Source organism: Chloroflexota bacterium (genome assembly GCA_035652535.1).
Taxonomy (GTDB): Bacteria; Chloroflexota; UBA6077; order UBA6077; family SHYK01; genus DASRDP01.
On record DASRDP010000154.1, the window covers coordinates 1 to 19,507 of the forward strand.

Consider the following 19,507-nt stretch of genomic DNA (forward strand, 5'->3'; position numbering starts at 1 on the left):
GTGAACTACGGCTCCTACACCGAGGTGGTTCGGCGCCTGCCAAACGCGACCTTCGAGGATGCGACGGACGTGATCGGGTTCGCCCGCTACGTGCGCGGTGACGAGGAGATCGCGGCCTTTCGCCGCGCGGTCGCCATCGCCGAGGCGGGCGTGGACGAGATGGCGCGCGTCGCTCGGCCCGGGATCGACGAAGCGGAGCTGTACGCGCGCGTGACCGTCCGGCTTCTCGAGCTCGGGAGCGAGCACCACAATTGGGCGATGAACGTGGGCCCAGTGGACGGCGCGCGGCCGCGAATCACCGACCCGCCTATCGGCCGACGGCTCCAGCACGGCGACTACATCACCAACGAGGTGAGCGCCGTGTGGGGCGGCCAGCTCGCCCAGGAAGACCAGCCCATCCTGCTCGCACCGGTCCCGGAGGCGTGGAAGCCGGTCATGGAGGTCCAGCGGGCCGTTTGGGAGCAAGGGCTCAACGTGCTGAAGCCGGGCGCCTCATTCGCGGAGATCATCGACTTCGTCAACGGCTTCGGCGCACGGTACGGCATGAAGACGGGCCTGACGATGCACGGCCGCGGCTACGGCAACGAGGGTCCTATCATCACGCCACGGCTCTCCGGGGAGTCAATCCGAGACGTGCGGGTTGAGAAAAACAATACATTTGTCTGGAAGCCGCAGGCCTCGACTCTCGATGGGAGCGTGAGCTTTAGCTGGGGCGGCGACGTCCTGGTGACCGACAGCGGGGCCGAAAAGCTCTTCCAACGCGCGCACGGCGTCATTTCCGTGGCCTGAGGGGCAATCTGGGCGCCGGTCTCAGCGGCGGAGCCAACCAGCGCTCCTCCGTTGTCATCGCTCCTGCAAGGCCATGAGCACTGCGCGTGCTAGCCAGAGGCGTTGCCATCCGATAGACTCAACCATGCCGCTCGGAGTCCTGGCCCTCCTCGTATTTTTCGCCATCGCCGCGCTCTTCTTCCTGTCCGGCCTCCTCCTCCTGACGGGTTGGCTCATCGCCCTCGGCCTTCACCTGTTGGTCGCGGGGATCGCGGGCGCGCTGGCGGATGCGGTCATCCCCGGGAAGCTGCCGTGGGGATGGCTGGGCGCAGTGCTGGCCGGGCTTCTGGGAAGCTGGATCGGCGTGGCCCTCATCGGTCAACGCGGCCCATCGCTTTTCGGCGTTCCTCTGATCCAGGCGTTTGTCGGGGCCTTGATCCTGGCAGCGATCGCATCCGTATTCTCGAAACGCAGGGCGGTCTCCCCATGATTCGCATCGTCGCGGTCACGCTCGTTACCGGCCTCCTCATCCCAGCCACGTGGATCGTCCCGGCGCGCGCGGCGATCCTGGAGGAAGGCCGTCCGCAGGTTCAGTCGCCGGCGGTAAGCGACAGCCAGACCATCATCGACGTCTACCAGCGCGCCAGTCCGTCGGTCGTCAACATCACCTATTCGACGGAAACCCGCGACATCCTCGGCCGCCGCGTTCGGACGGAATCAACGGGATCGGGGGTGGTCGTCGACCAACTGGGCCACGTCATCACAAATCAGCACGTCGTCAGCGATGCGACCCACGTGGACGTCACGCTGGCGGACCGATCGAGCTACGTCGGGAACGTCGTTGCTACCGACCGGGCGAACGATCTGGCGTTACTCCAGATCAACGCGCCGGAAGACGTGCTCCAGTCCCTCACGGTCGCGAACCTGGGCGATTCGAGCCAGCTCCAGGTGGGCGAGATCGTCGTGGCCATCGGAAACCCGTACGGGCTCGATCGATCGGCATCGCTGGGGATCATCAGCTCGCTCGGGCGCAGTCGGCCGGGCGTGGAATCGCGCCTGATCAGCAACATGATCCAGACGGACGCGGCCATTAACCCTGGCAACTCGGGGGGCCCACTGCTGAATCTCGACGGCGAAGTGGTCGGCATCAACGAACAAATCGAGGGACCATCGGAGGGCAATGTGGGGATCGGGTTCGCGATCCCCATCAACACCGTGAAGCGCTACCTGCCAGACCTCTTGGCCGGCAAGGAGCCGACGCACGCGTGGCTCGGCATCGCGGGCGTTTCCCTCACGCCCACGCGCTCGCAGACCCTTGGCCTATCGACGAAGCAGGGCGTCATCGTGGCAGCGGTGGCCAGCGACGGGCCCGCTGCGGCCGCAGGCATCCGTGGCGTCCAGGGCAACGACGCCTCCACGGCGGACATCATTCTCGCCCTTGACGGCCACACCGTCCGCAGCTTCCAGGACATCGCCGCATACATTGACCAACTCGAGCCGGGGCAGGCGATGCTCGTGCAGTACGTCCGCGGTGGAGACACGGAATCGGTCAGCGTCACGCTGGGGACCTGGCAGCCCCAGAACGCGACCGCGTATTAGGGATGCGACCGAGAATAGACCTGCCATCCTGCGCGAAGCCAAAGATCCGTGGCTTTTGGCAGTCATCCACCTACACATTTCTCGGCCTCCGGCCTCGGAACGACAGATTGCCTTCGGTCCCCCACTCTCGACCTCTTGGCGTTCCCGGGCGGGTGGGACTCCTCGCAGAACGCTGACAATGCGTGAACTGCCCCGTAACAGGTGCTTAACATTCCTCTGCCACACTCTTGTTTGGCGATGGCCGTTTTTGGGGAAGCTCAGCATCGCCCGCGCGGCCCTCGCTGAACGTTCGACGCAATGGATGCGCCGAAGGACGGGAGGACAGAGTGAGCTGGTACTTTCACGCATGTCCGAGCTGTGGCGGCGACCTGCACGATGATGTCGATGATGAGGGCTGGCTTCGATGCCTGCAGTGTTCGCGGGCGTTTCCGCCGGCGGGAATGGTTGCAAAACCGATCGTTACGTCGGGTGAAAACGGAGGCCGGCGGCGACGGCGCTCGCGCGGCCGCCGCGTCGACTATGGGACGAGCAACGTGCGCCAGCGCCACGCGGCGTAGTCCCGCGCCCGGGGCGCTGAGGGCGCGGCGATACATTGGCCCTCGCGGGCCTGCTCAGCCCTCGGCGTCCATCACGCGGCGCTGAACCACCGGTGCCGGTTCGCTCGGGCCGGTTCCCACGGCGTCCTCGCTTGCGGGCCTAGGATCCAGCTCCTTCAGCTCCGGGTAAACCTCCTTGGCGAACAGCTCCATGCTTCGGCGCGTGATCTCCGGGCTCAGCGCGCCCGCTTGATTCATCATCAGCAAGTGCCCGACGCCCCGCCGGTGCCATTCCTTGATTTGCCTCGCAACCGTGGTCGGGCTGCCGGCGATCACGATCCCCTTGGCCATCAACGATTCGAACGTGTCGCCGCGCGGCTTGTCGATCCCGGCGAGCATCATCATGTTGGTCTTGACGGAGTTGAACCCGGGCGGGTTGGTCAAAGCAGCATGGCGGCGCCGGCCCAGGTACCACATCAGCTCGCGGCCTTGCTCCATGGCCTTCTCATCGGTCTCCGCCGTGTGGCAGAGCGCAAGATAGGCGAATCGCTCGGTGCCAGGCGCCGGTAGTCCGAGCTCCGCCGTCCGCCGACGATAGATGTCGTAGAGACGGCTCACGTCATCGTACGCCATGAGAAACGCTGCGAAGACGTATTGGTGGTCCGCGACCCAGGGCACGTTGTCGGGTGAGGTGCCGGTGATCCAGATGGGCGGGTGCGGCTGCTGGTAGGTCCGCGGCCAGACGTTCACGTAGCGGAAGTGCCAGTGCTTGCCCTCCCAGTTGAACGGCTCGCGCGTGGTCCACGCCTTGACGATCAAGTCGTGGGACTCTTCCATTCGCTCGCGCGTCAGCGTGGGATTCGTGTTGGCGGGATGGACCTCCGTTCCCACGCCGCGCACGAAGCCGGAGATGATTCGTCCGTGGCTGATGCAGTCCAGCATCGCGATTTCCTCGGCGACGCGCACGGGGTTGTCGCGATGAGGAAGGGGCGTGCCGAGAATGCAGATCTTGGCGCGCTTCGTCTGGCGGGCCAGGATCGCGGCGGACAGCGAGACGGCGACATCGGTGCACGTGGCTGTCTGGTGGTGCTCGTTGAGCATGATCTCGAGACCGAGCTCATCGGCATACACGTACTCGTCAAGATACCGGTTGTAGAGGTCGGCGCCGATGTTGGGATCGTAGTAGCGGTTCGGGAGCAATACTCGAGGCGTGCCGTATTCGGCTTCCGCGTCCGGCGGGAAATAGGGGTAGGGCATTTCCGTGAAATGGTATGCCAGCATTGCTTCCCTCCTGACAGAGATCGAGACCCCGGCGCTGCCGTCCGCCGCGACGCTGCGCGCCGGCCGGCGACCCTAGCGCAAGAATTCGACGACAGGCGCGGCAAATCGATCGAGCTGCTCTCGATACGGGTAGTGTCCCGAGTCAGGGATCGCGACGAAACGGGCGTCGGGAATGGACTCCGCGAATGCCTGACCGTAGCTCCTCGACACGATGCGATCCTCTTCTCCCCAAACGACGAGCGTCGGAGCCGCAATCCGGTGGAGCCGCTGCCGAAGCTTCGGATTGTGCATGTAGGGCTTCCATCCGTAATACATGGCGGCTTCCGCGTTGCGAAGCGTTCGCTGCAGGACTTGCTCCGGCATGGTCGGGGTGGGTATCGGGACACGGTGCGTGGACGGATCGTGCCAAAACATGGGCTGCTGCTCGTCGCCGATCAGGATGAACGGGTCGGCGATATCCCGCGTCTCGCGGTCGGAGATCTTGATGCCCACGCTGTCGACGAGCACCAACCGTTCGACGGCTTGCGGGCATCGAACGGCGACCTCGGCGGCGATCCAACCGCCGAGCCCGAATCCCACCAGCCTGACGGGAAGCACGTTCCAGTCGGCGAAGAGATCGAGATAAAAGTAGGCGAGGTCGTCGACCGAGTCGACCCCAGGTAGCCGGCTGGACCTGCCAAAGCCCGGATGCACGGGCGCCAGCACGGTGAACTCACCGGCGAGGCGCTCGTGAACGTCTTCCCACCCCCACCAACCGTAGCAGCCGTGGAGCAGAACCACCCTCGGTCCGCTGCCGCCCCGATAGATTTCCAGCTCACCCCCGGCCACGGGCAGCATGTCGGTTCTGTCGGCCGTCGCCTCCAATTGGCCTCCTCCACCTCATTGGTTCGGCGCCGAATGGCGCGCCCGGACCCACGCTCCGCGGAGCAGTACCGCGAGGGCGTCCGTGCGATGGCGAGATCCACGCTCGACGCGGGATCGGCGTGCACTACATTCGCGGAAACGCGATGCGTCGGGGTGCGCTGCCGCCCTATTGTAGCGCCGAGCCGACGGTCCGCTCAGGTCGCGCGGCCGTCGCGCTCGCCCTTCGCGAAATTATTGATAAAAACGCTATCAACTCTCCTGCATGTAATCTGATATGCTTATTACCATAACGTCATGTGGCCGCCGCGCGCGGCCACGGAGTGGAACTATGGCAAAAGTTATCGGCATCGATCTCGGGACGACAAACTCGGCCGTCGCCGTGCTGGAAGGCGGCGAGCCGTCCGTCCTCGAAAGCTCGGAGGGTGAGCGCATCACCCCGTCCATGGTGGCGATCAACCCCAAAACTGGAGAGCGCCTGACCGGGCGACTCGCCAAGCGACAGGCCGTCACCAACCCGGAGAACACGGTGTTCTCCATCAAGCGGTTCATGGGCCGCAAATTCGATGACCCCATCGTTCAAGAGGCTGTGAAGCGTGTGCCGTACCGGGTGACGCGCGCGCCCAATGGCGACATTCGTGTCCTGATGGGCGGAAAGGAGTACAGCCCTCCCGAGATCTCGGCCATGATCCTGCAGAAGCTGAAGGCGGACGCCGAGGCCAAGCTGGGCGAGAGGATCTCGCAGGCCGTTATCACCGTCCCCGCCTATTTCAACGATGCGCAACGCCAGGCGACGAAGGACGCAGGTCAGATCGCCGGGCTCGAGGTGCTCCGCATCGTCAACGAGCCAACCGCTGCGTCGTTAGCGTACGGCCTGGACAAGCAGGTGGACGAAGTGATCGCCGTCTACGACCTTGGCGGCGGCACGTTTGACGTATCGATCCTGCGCGTTGGCGAGGGAGTCATCGAGGTTCTGGCCACCAACGGGGACACGTTCCTGGGCGGCGACGACTTCGACCGGGCCGTGATCGACTGGATCATCGCCGAGTTCAAGCGCGAGGAAGGGGTCGATCTCAGCCAGGATCGCATGGCGCTCCAGCGCGTGCGTGAGGCGGCCGAGCGGGCCAAAGTGGAGCTGTCATCATCCCAGACGACCGAGATCAACCTCCCCTTTATCTCGGCAACCGCATCCGGACCCAAGCATCTGCAACTCTCGCTCACCCGGGCCAAGCTGGAGCAACTCACCGAAGGGTTGATCGAGCGAACGCGCGAGCCGGTCGAGCGCGCGCTGGCCGACGCAAAGCTTCGTCCGGGCGAGATCGACCAGGTCGTGCTGGTCGGCGGCCAGACCCGAATGCCGGCTGTTCAAGACTTTGTGCGGAAGCTCTTCGGCGGGAAGGAGCCCCACAAGGGCGTCAATCCCGATGAAGTCGTGGCAGTTGGTGCGGCGATCCAGGCCGGTGTGCTGCAGGGTGAAGTGAAGAACGTGCTGCTCCTCGACGTCACGCCCCTCTCCCTTGGCGTAGAGACGAAGGGCGGCGTGATGACGACGCTGATCCCGCGCAATACGACGATTCCAACCAGCAGGTCGGAGACGTTCTCGACCGCGGAGGACAACCAGTCGCAGGTGGATATCCACGTCGTCCAGGGTGAGCGCCCCATGGCGCGCGAGAACAAGAGCCTCGGTCGGTTCATCCTGGACGGGATTCTCCCCGCCCCGCGCGGCGTGCCGCAGATCGAGGTGACGTTCGACATCGACGCCAACGGGATCCTGAACGTCTCCGCCCGCGACAAGGGGACGGGGCGGCAGCAGAAGATCGTGATCCAGCCATCCAGCGGGCTTACGGAGATGGAGATCCAGCGCATGATGCGTGACGCGCAGGAGCATGCCGCGGAGGACGCTCGGCGGCGTGAGGAGATCGAGCTGAAGAACCACGCGGATAGCCAGGCGTACGCGGCGGAGCGGATGCTGCGGGAGAGCGGCGACCGCGTCCCCAGCGACGCCCGGCTCGACATCGAGAACCAGGTCCAGGCCGTTCGCCAGGCAATCGAACAGAACGACGTGGCCCGCGTGCGCTCGGCGTCCGAGGCGCTCCAGGCGGCCCTCCAACGAGCCGGATCCGCCGTATACGGCACGCAGGCTGGAAAGACGAGCGAGGGCGAGTCGAGCGCTGGGGACGGGACTGTCGAGGGGGAGTTCCGGGAAGTCGCCTGAGGACTGAGCGCCACACGAGCGCCAGCCGCCGAGCAGCAACTCCGTCAACGGCGGCTGGTGAGCGCACGCTTCATTCCTGACGGGGGGCTGCGCCGATGATCGGCGCAGCCCCCTTTCGTCGAGATCATGCCGGCGCGAGCTGTCCCCGCCGTCCTGGCCCGATCAGTCCCATGTGCTCCAAAGATTCGTCCAGGTTCGTCTCGATGACGTCGTGGTTCGGGTCTCGAACGACGCCCATCGGATCAAGACCCTGTCGCACGCGCTCGATCTCTCTGAACAGCATCTGCCGGTACATGACGACGCCGCGATCAGACGTGGCGAGTCGTTCGACCGTCCGGTCCGCGATCGGTCCCTGTGTTTCCCACGCCATGTAGTCCTGCGCCGGCACCTCGTCCATCCGAAACGTCGCGTACGGGTACTGGCCATCGACCGGATCCTTGAAGGGGCGAAACGGGCGAATCTCCGGCTCGTCGTCATCCACGAGGCTGCCATCTTCCGACGGCACGAAGCGTACGTCGTAAATCACGGTGTGCGTATCGTCGATGGGGACCCGGATGTGGGTACCGTCCCCCTGGCGCAGGATGTTCGGGAAGAGCAGCGGATGGGTGTCCGACTTGCCATTTTGGTAGACGGCTTGCTTCATAAGGCCGAACGGGTATTCCCAGTAGTCGAAGGACGCGATGGAATCGATGAATCCGCGCGTTGTGGTGGGAGGGTCTCCGCGACCGGTCGCCGACTGGTGCAGGATCTGCAGGTGGGCTGAGTCGGCGGAGTTCTCCATGGCCTGGAGCCAGTTGCAGTCGAGCTGAGGGCGGACACCGATCTTGCGGCGCCCATCGCGGCGGACCCAAACGTCGATCTTCGGGATCTCCGGCGCGGGCAGCGGCCCCAGGTACGCCCAGTACATCCCGATGAACTTCTTCACCGGGTACGCCTTCGCCTTCACCGTCAGATAGAACTTGCTGTCCGCCGGCTCGGCCGGCGTCTCCAGACAGTTCCCCTTCGTGTCGTAGAGCCAGCCATGGTACGCGCAGGCGATGCCGCGCTCCTCGACGCGCCCGTACAGCATGGAAGCGCCGCGGTGGACGCAATGGTCCTGCATAAGGCCAACATTGCCACTCTTGTCCTTGAAGAGCACCAGATCCTCGCCCATGATCCGAACGAACCGTGTCGGACTATCCTCCGTCAGGTCCTTCGCAAATGCGACGGGGTGCCAGTACCGGCGAAGCAACTCGCCGGCAGGTGTGCCTGGTCCAAAGCGGGTCAGAAGCTCATTCTCTTCGCGTGTCAGCATGTGTCCTCCGCGACGGACGGTTCGATCTTGGGCGTCACTCGTCTCCGTAGTCCCACTCGAAGTCCCGCTGCTTGTATGCCTGATCGGGCATAAGGGATTTGAGTCCGCGCTTGGCGAGCTCCGACTCGAACGTATTTCGAATGATCGGATCTTCGTCCGGATATTCGATCTGGTCGCGGGCAAGGTCCTCGACGCGCTCGCTCGTTTCGGCCGCTCCCCGGGGCGCGTGGAAGGCGAGGTAGCGGTCCGTCGAGTCGCTCACGTTGAAGTGCTGGTGGAACCAGCGATTCGGTGGAACGAACACGCTCGCCTCGTGCCACGGGATGAAGACCTTCTCGCCGCCCTCGGGCCACATGTACGAGTAGCCCTCGCCCGTGGGGATGACGATCAAGGTGCCGGGACCGTGGCGGTGGGCCTTCTTGTAGGTCTTGGATGGGAAAACGGACATGTGGTTCCAGACCGGCGCGCCGGGATACCGGATCCACACAACGTGGCCGCCTGCCCCGCGCCCCTTGAAGGGGATGAGCTGGTCCCAGGCGCGCATGTCGGGGAAGAAGTTCCCAATCCAGTATGCGCCGCGCGGTCGACCCGTGCCGGTCTCCGTCTGGTGCACGACCTTCGCCTCAGAATAGAAGGCGTCGCCCGCGCCATAGACGATACTGGGGTCCTCGATCGCATTCTTAAAGAAGAAGTCGGGGTCGGGGATGAGCTGCATGGCGAGCGGAAGCGAGTTGTAGTGGAGCAGCCTGGCGCCCCGATCGCCCTGCGTGTTACTGAACTCAGCGGTGAAGTTGCGCGGGATCCGGAAGAGACTGTGCTTCTGCCACTCGAAGCTAACGGGCGACCGGTCGCCAAGACGGATGGTCGTGAGTCCGCGGCCCTCGACCACGTAGACCAGCTCGTCGAGCGCGAGACGGACGGGCGCGGTCGACTTCGCCGGCGGCACCTCCGTCACGCGGACCTCGGAGACTCCCTCCTGGCCAGCCAGCTCCATGAACGCGGCGTTGCACTGCCGCTCCGCCCACCAGCCCAACTCAACCGTTCGCAAGTCGTCGACGTAGTAGCCGCGATGGATGGGGAGTCCGGTCGACTCGATCCAATCCTGGTAGGCGCGCCCGCGCCCCCACGCGGTCTGCTGCGCTGGACGACTCTCCGTTTGTGTCGCTTCCATTCGTCCGGGGCTCCTTTCGCGTTCGACTGATTCGCTGGCTGCCCGGTGGGTCCAGCCGGGCATACTCGGCCGCGACTGACTACACCATAGTCGACGCGTCCACGTCAAGGTCGGTGCGTCGGAGCCCCTGCGGAGATCCTCGCACGACGGCCAGGCCGTTGCGGCGGCCGCCCCGCGACGCCTCTGTTCCATCTCCGCGCTGAATTGACTGCGGCAGGTTGCGGAGTGACGCGCGTCACACGGAATTTGCGGGACCTGCGCATTACAATTGCTGGCGTCGCGCCGTTCCATAAGGGCCCGAGATTGGGAGGAATCCCGTATGCCAAACCAGCGATTGCGATTGATCACCCTATTCAGCTCGGCGGTGTTGGCCCTCGCGGGCGCTCTTCCCGTTTTCGCGCAGCCGCCGGTGCAGCCTCAGATCCCCGACCATCCGAACGCGCCCGTTTGCCCGGGTCCCGCGGAGGAGGGAACGGCGCGCTGCCACGCGCGCGTCGTGCTTGAAAGCCACGGCGGCCCGCCCGCGGCGGCCCAGACCCCGGCGGGATACGGCCCTGCCGACTTACAGGCGGCGTACGCGCTCTCACCGAGCGGCGGAAGCGGGGTGACCGTTGCCGTCGTCGATGCGTACGACAACCCCACGGCCGAGAACGACCTCGGCGTATACCGATCCCAATTCGGGCTGTCAGCGTGCACCACGGCCAACGGGTGTTTCAAGAAAGTGAACCAGACGGGCGGTACGCGCTATCCGCGGGGGAATTCTGGATGGGCGCTGGAATCGGCCCTCGACATCCAGATGGTTTCTGCCATCTGCCCGAACTGTAACATCTTGCTCGTCGAGGCAAACTCCAACTCGCTCGCCAACCTCCTGGCAGCGGAGGACTACGCGCGCAGCCATGCCACCGTCGTCAGCAATAGCTGGGGCGCGAGCGAGTTCTCCAGCGAGGGGAGCTACGACTCGCACTTCACCGGATCGGGCGTCCGATTCACGGCCAGCTCCGGCGACAGCGGCTATGGCGTCATCTGGCCGGCCGCCAGCCCGAACGTGACCGCCGTGGGTGGCACCTCGCTGACGCGAGACAGCTCGTCGCGTGGTTGGAGCGAGACCGTCTGGTCCGGCGCGGGGAGCGGGTGCAGCGCATTTGAGTCGCAGCCCGGGTTCCAAAGCTCCATCACCAGGTTGACGGCCGTGTGTGCGAACCGCGCCGTTGCCGACGTGGCGTTTGACGCAAATCCCAACACCGGCGTGGCCGTGTACGACAGCTACGGCTACCAGGGGCGGAAGGGCTGGTTCGTAGTCGGCGGCACGAGCGTCGGTGCGCCCGCCATCGCGGCCGCGTACGCGCTGGCCAATAACGGCGGCACGACGAGTGGCACCTACTCCAACACCTCGTCGCTCAACGACGTCACCAGCGGCTCGAACGGGAGCTGCGGGAACCTCCTGTGCAATGGGGCCACCGGCTGGGACGGCCCGACCGGGAACGGGACCCCGAAGGGGACCGGGGCCTTCTAGCGCGAGCGCCAGAACACCGCCCCCAAAGCGCCATCGGCACGCCGGACGACCAGCGTGCCGATGGCGTTCCTGAGTCGGGACAATAAGCGCGCGGCGCTCCCTCTGCCCTGGAACGCCACGCCCGACGGCGGCGCCTCCCCGCTCCGCGCTAGGATATTGACAGGGACGAATTTCCGGAGAGGCTCATGCGCTACCACGCCCTCGCGTGCGACTACGATGGGACGCTCGCGTGGGAGGGGTCCGTCAGCGCACACGTCATCGACGCCCTCCACCGCCTCAAGGACTCGGGACGCAAGCTCTTACTCGTCACCGGTCGCGAGCTGGGCGATCTCAAAGCCGTATTCCACAACCTCGAGCTGTTCGACCGCGTCGTGGCGGAGAATGGGGCCCTTCTGTACCGGCCCGCGACCGGCGAGCAAAAGGTCCTGGGGGAGGCGCCGCCGGAGGCCCTCGTCGAACGGCTCCGCGCACTGGGTGTCCAACCCCTCAGCGTCGGCGCATCGATCATCGCGACGGTGCACCCGTGGGAGACCACCGTCGTTCGCGCCATCCGGGACCTGGGCTTCGAGCACCAGGTCGTCTTCAACAAGGGCAGCGTCATGGTGCTCCCACCAACCGTGAACAAGGGCACCGGGCTCAGCGCCGCCCTCGACGAGCTGATGCTCTCGCCCCACAACACGGTCGCGATTGGCGACGCGGAAAACGACCACGCGTTCCTCAGCCTCTGCGAATGCTCGATCGCCGTCGCCGACGCGCTGCCGGTAGTGAAACAACGGGCGGACCTGGTCACGCGCGCTGGGTCCGGTGAAGGCGTGGCCGAGCTGGCGGAGCGGCTCCTGTCCGACGACCTGGCGTCCATCGCCCATCTCCTGGAACGCCACGACGTCCCGCTGGGGACCGCGGCTGACGGCCGCGCGGTCAAGGTGCGCGCGTACGGGGAATCAGTGCTGATCGCCGGACCGTCGGGAAGCGGAAAGTCCACAGTGACCATGGGCTTTCTCGAAGGCGTCGCCGAGGGCGGATACCAATTCTGCGTGATCGATCCGGAGGGTGATTACGGCTCCGTGGATCGGGCCGTGGCGCTCGGAAGCAACGACGGGCCGCCCACTCCAGATGAAGTCCTCAACCTCCTCCAGAGCCCTGCCCACTGCGCGGTTGTCAACCTCACCGGGCTCGCCCTTCAGGACCGACCGGGCTATTTCGCCCGGCTCTTTCCACGTCTGCAGGAGCTCCGCGCCCACACTGGGCGGCCCCACTGGGTGGTCGTCGACGAGGCGCATCACCTACTCCCAATGGAGCGCGAGAGCGCCAGTCAGGCCTTTCCTCCAGAATTCACGGGGCTCGTGTTGGTCACCGTGGAGCCCAGCCACGTTGCCCGCAACGCGCTCGCCACTGTGGACTGGGTTGTGGCCGTGGGGGATGATCCAGGGAAATCTCTCAACGGCTTCGCGAATGCCGTTGGCATGGCGGACCCGGCCCTGCCAACCTCGCGCCTGCCCGAGGGCGACGTTTGGGTGTGGTCAGCCCGCGGAGGCGCGCCGCCGGTGCGTATTCGACCAGTCGAGGCTCGCGCCGAGCACCTGCGCCACCGGCGCAAGTACGCCGAAGGCGATGTCGGCGATGACCGCAGCTTCTACTTCCGAGGCGCCGCGGGAAAGCTCAACTTGCGCGCGCAGAACCTCCTCGTGTTCCTGCAGATCGCCGAGGGCATCGACGACGAGACCTGGGCATTCCATCTCGCCCGCGGCGACTACGCGCGGTGGTTTCGCGACGTGATCAAAGACCCGGACCTTGCCGCCGAATCTGACCAGGTCGCCAGGCAGACAGCCCTCTCGCCGAACGAGAGTCGTGAGCGCATCGCCGAGGCGATCCGGGCGCGCTACACGAACCCGACATGATGAAGCCGGACGTGTAGAATTGGGCATTCCCGCGGAGGGGATGGGGATGAAGGCGCCCATCTCATTTCGGCTCAACAGCCATGCCACCACGATCGACGTGGAGCCGTTCTGGACCCTGCAGCGCCTGCTGCGCGACGAGATGGACCTCACCGGCACCAAGGAAGGGTGCCGCACCGGCAATTGTGGCGTGTGTACCGTCCTGCTCGACGGCAAAGCGGTCAAGTCGTGTCTCGTGCTGGCGGCCCAGGTCGACCACTGCGACGTCCTGACGATCGAGGGTCTCGCGAGCGGGGATGAGCTCCACCCGCTTCAACGAGCGTTCGCTGAATTTGGCGCAATTCAGTGCGGCTACTGCTCGCCCGGCTTCATCATGGCGGCGCACGCCTTTCTCACCGAGAACCCGCGACCCAGCAGGGGTGAGATCGCGGATGCTCTCGAGGCAACCTGTGCCGGTGCACGGGCTATGTCAAGATTTTCGAAGCGATTGAGGCAGCGGCGCAGCAGCTCGCCTAGGCGAATGGAGGCAGATCGTGGCAACCATCGCTGAGCAGCAGGCCATCGGCCGACCCGTCCCGAAGCCCGACGCTTACCTAAAGGCGACCGGGACCGCCGTGTACGCGGGCGACATCCGGCTGCCGGGGATGCTGGAGGCGCGCGTCCTGCGCAGCCCGCACCCGCACGCGCGGATCGTCTCCATCGACACGTCCGAAGCCGAAAAGCTGCCCGGCGTCTTCGCCGTGGCTACCGGGCAGGACGTTTCCCCGACGCGCATCGGGCGCTTCCTCCGAGATCGACACGCGCTGGCCCAGGAAAAGGTCCTCTACGTGGGCGAGCCGGTCGCTGCCGTCGCCGCCGTCGACGAAGAAACGGCTGAGCGAGCGCTCCAGCTCATCGAGGTGGAGTACGAGCCACTGCCCGCGGTCTTCGACGCTCGCGAAGCCCTCGCCGAGGGCGCTCCCATCCTCCACCCGGATCTCCCCACGTACTTTGACACCGCGCGCAGCGTGCGCCAGGGGAATCTGCGCAACCGAGTCGTGCACGAGGTCGGGGACGTCGACGCGGCGTTCCGCGAGCCGGGTCTGGTCACCTACGAGGCTACGTATCACACGGCCCGCCAGAGCCAGGGCTTCACCGAGCCCCGCGCCGCGGTAGCGCAGGTCGACGGCTCCGGAAAGGTCACGGTCTGGGCAAGCGTGAAAGCGCCGTTCCGCGTGCGCGTGAGCGTGGCGGATAGCCTCGGCGTACCGGTCTCGCGCGTTCGTCTGATCTCGCCCGTCATTGGGGGCGACTTCGGCGGGAAAGGCGCCTCGTTCATCGAGCCGATCGTGGCTGTGCTCGCACGCAAGGCAAAGCGCCCGGTGCGTCTGCACCTTTCGCGGGTCGAAGAGCTGACGGCCATGACCTCGCGCGCGGCTTGCGAGATCAGGCTGAAGATGGGGGTGCGGCCCGACGGGACGATCGTCGCGATGGACGCTTCCATGCTGTACAACGTGGGCGGCGTGGACGACAGCCAGGCTGGCGGCGCGAATTCGGCGACCAGCCTGATCGGCGCCTATCGAATCCCCAACGCGCGCGTCATCGCCGAATCCGTTTTTACGAACACTTCTCCCGCCGGCCACGTGCGCGCGCCAAGCGGACCGCAGACGGCCTTCGCCACGGAGTCACACCTCGACCATCTCGCGCGCATGCTGCGCATGGACCCCATCGAGCTGCGGCTGAAGAACGCGCTCCACGACGGCGACGTCGTGCCATCGGGCCACGGCGTGCTGCAAAACTCCGGCCTCGAGGACTGCATCGAACGGGCCCGGGCGTGGATGCGGCGCTCGCTCGGGCCAAAACGGGCAAACCAGGGCGTCGGCTTAGCGCTGGGGTTGTGGGCGCTCCATCCGAACGCGGCGGCGGTCGAGAGCGCCGCCACGGTGAAGATCGACGTCGACGGAAGCGTCGTGGTGCTCAGCGGCATCGCGGACCAGGGCGGCGGCCAGTGGACGATGGTGGCCCAGGTCGCCAGCGAGGTCCTCGGCGTTCCCGTCGAGCGCGTCAGCGTCGTCGCGGCCGACACCGAAGCCACGCCGCCGGAGCAGGGGACCGGCGGGAGCCAGACGACCTATCGTGTGGGCAACGTCGTCCGCCAGGCCGCGGAAGACGCGCGCCGGCAGCTCATCCGCCTCGCCGCGGAACAGCTCAAGGCCGACGAAGAGGAGCTGGACGTGGCCGATGGAACCGTTTTCGTCGTGGCGGACCCCGATCGTCGAACCTCCGTCGCGGACGTCGCGGCGAAAGCGGGCGCCACGGCGGCCGGGGTGATCATCGGAACGAGCGCCGCTTCGCGTGAGCGCGAGATCCGCGAGCACGGCCACGACCAGGCAGAGGTCGTCGATGCGCCGAGCTTCGCGTGCCACGTCGCGCAGATCACCGTTGACCCGGAGACAGGCCAGATCAGCGTGGACAAGTACTACACCGCCCAGGATGTCGGGCGGGCCCTGAACCCGCTCAACTGCAAGGGACAAATCGAGGGCGGAGTCGTCTTTGGGCTCGGCTATGCTCTGACCGAAGAGATCATCTCGGAAAATGGAACCAACCTGAACGCCAATTTGTGGGAGTATCTGCTGCCGACGGCCCCCCACGTCCCCGACCTCACGGTAGAGCTGGTGGAAGTGCCCTCGACGTACGGACCCTTCGGCGCCAAGGGCGTCGGCGAGACCGGCTGCATTGCGGTGGCGCCCGCCATCGCGAACGCCCTCGAGGACGCCATGGGGATCCGCGTCACCGACTTGCCGCTCACACCGGAGCGCGTCCGCCAGGCCCTGCAGTCTCGACCAAGCTAGCGGCGCGGCCAGAAAGGCTACGGTCATCCCAAGCGAAGTGAAGGGTCCGTTCATCAGCGGTCACCCAAGCCACCGATTCTTCGCCTGCGGGCTCAGCATAACGGTTTCCGACCGCGACTTTTGGCCTGCTCGTCCAGGCCGGCACGTTGGGGGATCGGTATGGCGGGGCGCCGTGCGCCACGTGCCACCGTCAAAGAGGAGTTTGTAGGCCTGAAGAAGAACGGTGAATACCTGGCCGGGCGAAACCTGAACCGATCACGGAGGACCCAATGGCGAAGCTATCAGACTTTGTTCCGGGCGCGAAGTTCCCTGACCTCGCACTTCCGGACCATACGGGTGCGGTCGTTCGCCTATCGGAGCTGACCGCTGGTCGAGACCCTCTGGCGGTCATGTTTTTCCGTGGATGGTACTGACCAAAATGTGTGGTGCAGTTGCGCCTCCTCACCGAATACCAGAAGGAGCTCGCCGTATCCTACTGCAAGGTCGTCGCGATCAGCACTGACCCGTGGCGAGAAAATGCTGCGCTCCGAATTGGGCTGGGTGCGACATTTCCCTTTCTTTCCGACGCTGATCGGACCGCCCAACAGCAGATGGGCCTGCTCGAAGTGACCTCCCGGCGAAGAGTCGATCTGCCCCGCGATTACATCTTGTATCCCGACCTCACGATTTACCGGGTCTACAACGGGTACTACTACGTCGGGCGAATGACGGTTGACGATCTGCGGCGTGACTTCCGCGCGATCAGCGCGCAAATCCGCAAGGATTGGGACCCGACCGCGCTCGACGAGCAAGAGATGGTGTCTGCCTACAAAGAGTTCGCCGGGTACGATCCATTCGGCCCACACCCGAGCGACCCGCCCGGGCGACCTGTCGAATAGGGGCTTCGGGGTCTCACCCGCAGCTCCCTGAATCAAGTCAGGCTCTCCGGTCCCCTCTATGGCACCATTCGTCGTTGGCCCGAATCCGTTGAGACGCTGAACTGGTTTGCCCGTTACCTCGTGCTTCCGCCGCCAAGGCTGCCGGTGAGCGCACCTGAGAGGGAGTCGCGGTCAACGCTTGCCGCCGCGGCCCGAGCGAGCCAGAACCGCGGCGTATAATCGGCAGGCTATGGAGCGGCATCCCCCTTCGCGGCGCATTCGTCGCCCGGTTGCTCCACACCGACGGGGCGCCATCCCCGGTCGCGGCGGGATCATGATGTTCGTGATCGCCGCGACCATGATCTTCGCACTGGCTGTCGGCGCCGTGAGCGCGAGCCTCCTCACCGTGGGCGCTGCTGCAGCCGCCTCCTTCTACAACACGTTCACCGAAGATCTGCCGTCGGTGAGCGAGATCAACACGCGCGACACATTCAAGACCACGCGCATCCTGGACCGCAACGGCGATCTGCTCTATGAGATCCTCGATCAGAGCGGTGGAAAGCGCACACCCGTACATCTCTCCGACCTCCCGCCCGTCGTGATCGACGCCGTCCTTGCCGCCGAGGACGCCTCGTTCTACGACAACCCGGGCATCGAGCCGCGCGGAATCATTCGCGCCGCGTATCAGGATCTTCGGGCGGGCACGATCGTATCGGGCGCGAGCACCATCACGCAGCAGCTCATTCGCAACGTGCTGCTCTCGCCCGAGGAGCGCAAGAGCAACACGCTCGCCCGTAAGCTCAAAGAGGCGTTTCTCGCAGTCGAGCTGTCCTCGACGTACAGCAAGGACCAGATTCTCGAGTGGTACCTCAACGAGATCTATTTCGGGAACCTCTCCTACGGGATTGGCACCGCCGCGCACACCTATTTCAACAAGAACCCCAAGGACCTCACCCTCGCAGAGGCGGCGCTGCTGGCCGGCCTCCCACAGGCTCCGGCCGCCTACGATCCCTTCCGCGACTATGACGCCGCCAAGGCCCGACAGGAAGAGGTTCTGGACCTGATGGTCCGCCACGGATACCTCACCGCCGAGGACGCGGAAGATGCAAAGGCGGAGCGCCTCCAGTTCGTGTCGCCGGAATCCAATATCGCGACCATCCGGTACCCCCATTGGGTCTTCTATGTGCGGTCGGTTCTGGAAGACATGTATGGGCCCAAGGCGCTTTCCAGCGGGGGATTCACCGTATACACGACGCTCGATCCGCATCTGCAAGACCTGGCGGAGGATTCTGTCCGCCGAAACGTCAGCGCGCTCTCGGCCCAGGGCGCCAATGACGCGGCCCTGGTGGCCATCGACCCGCAAAAGGGCGAGGTCCTCGCCATGGTCGGAAGCCCGGACTACTACTCGACGACCATGAATGGGCAAGTCAATGCCGCCATGACCCTTCGCCAACCTGGCTCCTCCATCAAGCCCATCGTCTACCTGGAGGCGTTTCTCAAAGGCTTCTCGCCCGCGACGGTCGTCGAGGATGAGCCGATCTCCCTTCCCGACGGCACGGGAAAGCTGTGGCGCCCCCAGAACTTCGACAACAAATTCCGAGGACCGGTCACCCTTCGGCGCGCCCTCGGCAATTCGCTCAACATCCCCGCCATCAAGGTCCTGCAGTACGCCGGCCTGAACGACACGGTGGCGCTCGCGCGGAAGCTCGGGCTCGTGAGCCTCGGCGACCCGGCGAATTACGGGCTGGCTTTTGTGCTCGGCGGAGCAGAAGTGCGCCTGATGGAGCTGGCATCGGCGTATGCCGTCCTGGCCAGCGGAGGCGTCCAGGTCCCCGTGTCGCCGATCTTGAGGATCCTCGATTCCGACGGGCGCGTCGTGTACGAGCACAAGCCATCGAGCCAGCAGATAGTCGATCCGCGGTTGGTCTTCCAAGTCACCAGCATCCTCTCGGACAACGATGCGCGCCTCGAGACGTTCGGGCCGAATAGCCCCCTCAAGCTGTCCAACAACCGGCCGGCGGCCGCGAAGACCGGCTCGACCGATGACTATCGCGATTCCTGGACGATGGGCTACACACCCAGCCTGGTGACCGGTGTTTGGGTCGGACGGGATGACGACAAACCCATGCGTCTCGTCCTGGGGTCATCCGGGGCGGGACTGATCTGGCACGCGTTCATGGAGGGTGCGCTCGCCGACTGGCCCATCGAGCCGTTCAATCCTCCACCCGGCATCGTTCGCGCCAACGGATGCCGTCCCGACCCCGCCAAGCCCAATAGCTGCCCCCCTTCCGATGGAGACTGGGTGCTGGAGGAGCGTAGCCCGGCCGCGATGGCAAAAATCGCGGCGCGGTCGATTGCGGTCGACCGCGTCACCAACAAGCTCGCCGATCGCGACACGCCCTACAACGACGTGGTCTTCCGGACCTATCGTGCGCCCGGATCAGGCGAAGGACCCTTCGCCCCCACGGACTACTCTGATCGCACGGGGATCGTCCGGCCCTGGGATGTGTTGCCCGCCACGGTTCTACCAACGATGCTCCCCACGCCCACACCGGACCCCTTCGGCTCGCCCACGCCCACGCCGGACGCGAGCGGGACCGTGCTCCCGTCGCCAACCGCCACGGCCCTCCCCGCGACGGCAACGCCTTCACCGGTGCCGTCCGAGACACCCCTCGGCGAATAGCGG

The 19,507-nt window shown here is 65.6% G+C and carries 14 protein-coding genes and 1 pseudogene; 11 read left to right on the top strand and 4 right to left on the bottom strand.

What is annotated here, in order from left to right:
• The 3 genes from VFC51_19000 to VFC51_19010 form a co-directional block, all read left to right on the top strand.
• The coding region (locus VFC51_19000; GenBank protein HZT09116.1) for a M24 family metallopeptidase at positions 1 to 789 on the top strand (789 nt) is incomplete at its 5' end.
• 124 nt (positions 790 to 913) lie between these two features.
• Entirely contained in the window at positions 914 to 1,258 is a 345-nt protein-coding gene (locus VFC51_19005) for a GlsB/YeaQ/YmgE family stress response membrane protein (GenBank protein HZT09117.1), read from the top strand.
• Positions 1,255 to 2,367 carry a trypsin-like peptidase domain-containing protein gene (locus tag VFC51_19010; GenBank protein ID HZT09118.1) on the top strand — a complete coding sequence of 371 codons (1,113 nt, stop codon included), beginning with the start codon at positions 1,255 to 1,257 and terminating at the stop codon, positions 2,365 to 2,367. The genes VFC51_19005 and VFC51_19010 overlap by 4 nt, the downstream gene beginning before the upstream one ends.
• Before the next feature lie 611 nt (positions 2,368 to 2,978).
• Here VFC51_19010 and VFC51_19015 read toward each other — a convergent pair.
• Entirely contained in the window at positions 2,979 to 4,184 is a 1,206-nt protein-coding gene (locus VFC51_19015; GenBank protein HZT09119.1) for an LLM class flavin-dependent oxidoreductase, read from the bottom strand.
• 72 nt (positions 4,185 to 4,256) lie between these two features.
• Entirely contained in the window at positions 4,257 to 5,048 is a 792-nt protein-coding gene (locus tag VFC51_19020; GenBank protein HZT09120.1) for an alpha/beta hydrolase, read from the bottom strand.
• A gap of 274 nt (positions 5,049 to 5,322) precedes the next feature.
• On the opposite strand from VFC51_19020, the gene dnaK reads away from it, so the two are divergent.
• Positions 5,323 to 7,260: a molecular chaperone DnaK gene (dnaK, locus tag VFC51_19025; protein HZT09121.1), complete on the top strand. Its 1,938-nt coding sequence runs from the start codon at positions 5,323 to 5,325 to the stop codon at positions 7,258 to 7,260.
• A 124-nt stretch (positions 7,261 to 7,384) separates the two neighbouring features.
• Here the strand turns inward: dnaK and VFC51_19030 are convergent, their stop codons facing one another.
• Both VFC51_19030 and VFC51_19035 read right to left on the bottom strand, forming a co-directional pair.
• Positions 7,385 to 8,554: a Rieske 2Fe-2S domain-containing protein gene (locus VFC51_19030; protein ID HZT09122.1), complete on the bottom strand. Its 1,170-nt coding sequence runs from the start codon at positions 8,552 to 8,554 to the stop codon at positions 7,385 to 7,387.
• Between the two features lie 34 nt (positions 8,555 to 8,588).
• Positions 8,589 to 9,725: a cupin domain-containing protein gene (locus VFC51_19035; GenBank protein HZT09123.1), complete on the bottom strand. Its 1,137-nt coding sequence runs from the start codon at positions 9,723 to 9,725 to the stop codon at positions 8,589 to 8,591.
• 319 nt (positions 9,726 to 10,044) lie between these two features.
• Between VFC51_19035 and VFC51_19040 the strand changes: the two genes are divergently transcribed.
• From VFC51_19040 to VFC51_19070, 7 genes and pseudogenes are all read left to right on the top strand, one after another.
• A complete protein-coding gene (locus VFC51_19040; protein ID HZT09124.1) occupies positions 10,045 to 11,238 on the top strand; it encodes a S53 family peptidase in 1,194 nt (397 codons plus the stop codon).
• Between the two features lie 185 nt (positions 11,239 to 11,423).
• Entirely contained in the window at positions 11,424 to 13,136 is a 1,713-nt protein-coding gene (locus VFC51_19045) for an HAD family hydrolase (GenBank protein HZT09125.1), read from the top strand.
• A 46-nt stretch (positions 13,137 to 13,182) separates the two neighbouring features.
• Positions 13,183 to 13,649 (top strand): annotated as a pseudogene (locus VFC51_19050) ((2Fe-2S)-binding protein).
• Between the two features lie 17 nt (positions 13,650 to 13,666).
• Complete coding sequence (locus VFC51_19055; protein HZT09126.1) at positions 13,667 to 15,964, top strand: xanthine dehydrogenase family protein molybdopterin-binding subunit; 2,298 nt, start codon at positions 13,667 to 13,669, stop codon at positions 15,962 to 15,964.
• A gap of 269 nt (positions 15,965 to 16,233) precedes the next feature.
• The gene (locus tag VFC51_19060) at positions 16,234 to 16,377 is read left to right on the top strand and encodes a hypothetical protein (GenBank protein ID HZT09127.1); all 144 of its coding nucleotides are present in this window, start codon (positions 16,234 to 16,236) and stop codon (positions 16,375 to 16,377) included.
• Between the two features lie 9 nt (positions 16,378 to 16,386).
• A complete protein-coding gene (locus tag VFC51_19065; GenBank protein ID HZT09128.1) occupies positions 16,387 to 16,842 on the top strand; it encodes a hypothetical protein in 456 nt (151 codons plus the stop codon).
• Between the two features lie 313 nt (positions 16,843 to 17,155).
• Positions 17,156 to 19,504, top strand: coding sequence for a PBP1A family penicillin-binding protein (locus tag VFC51_19070; GenBank protein HZT09129.1), 2,349 nt, complete (start codon positions 17,156 to 17,158; stop codon positions 19,502 to 19,504).
• Positions 19,505 to 19,507: the final 3 nt, after the last annotated feature.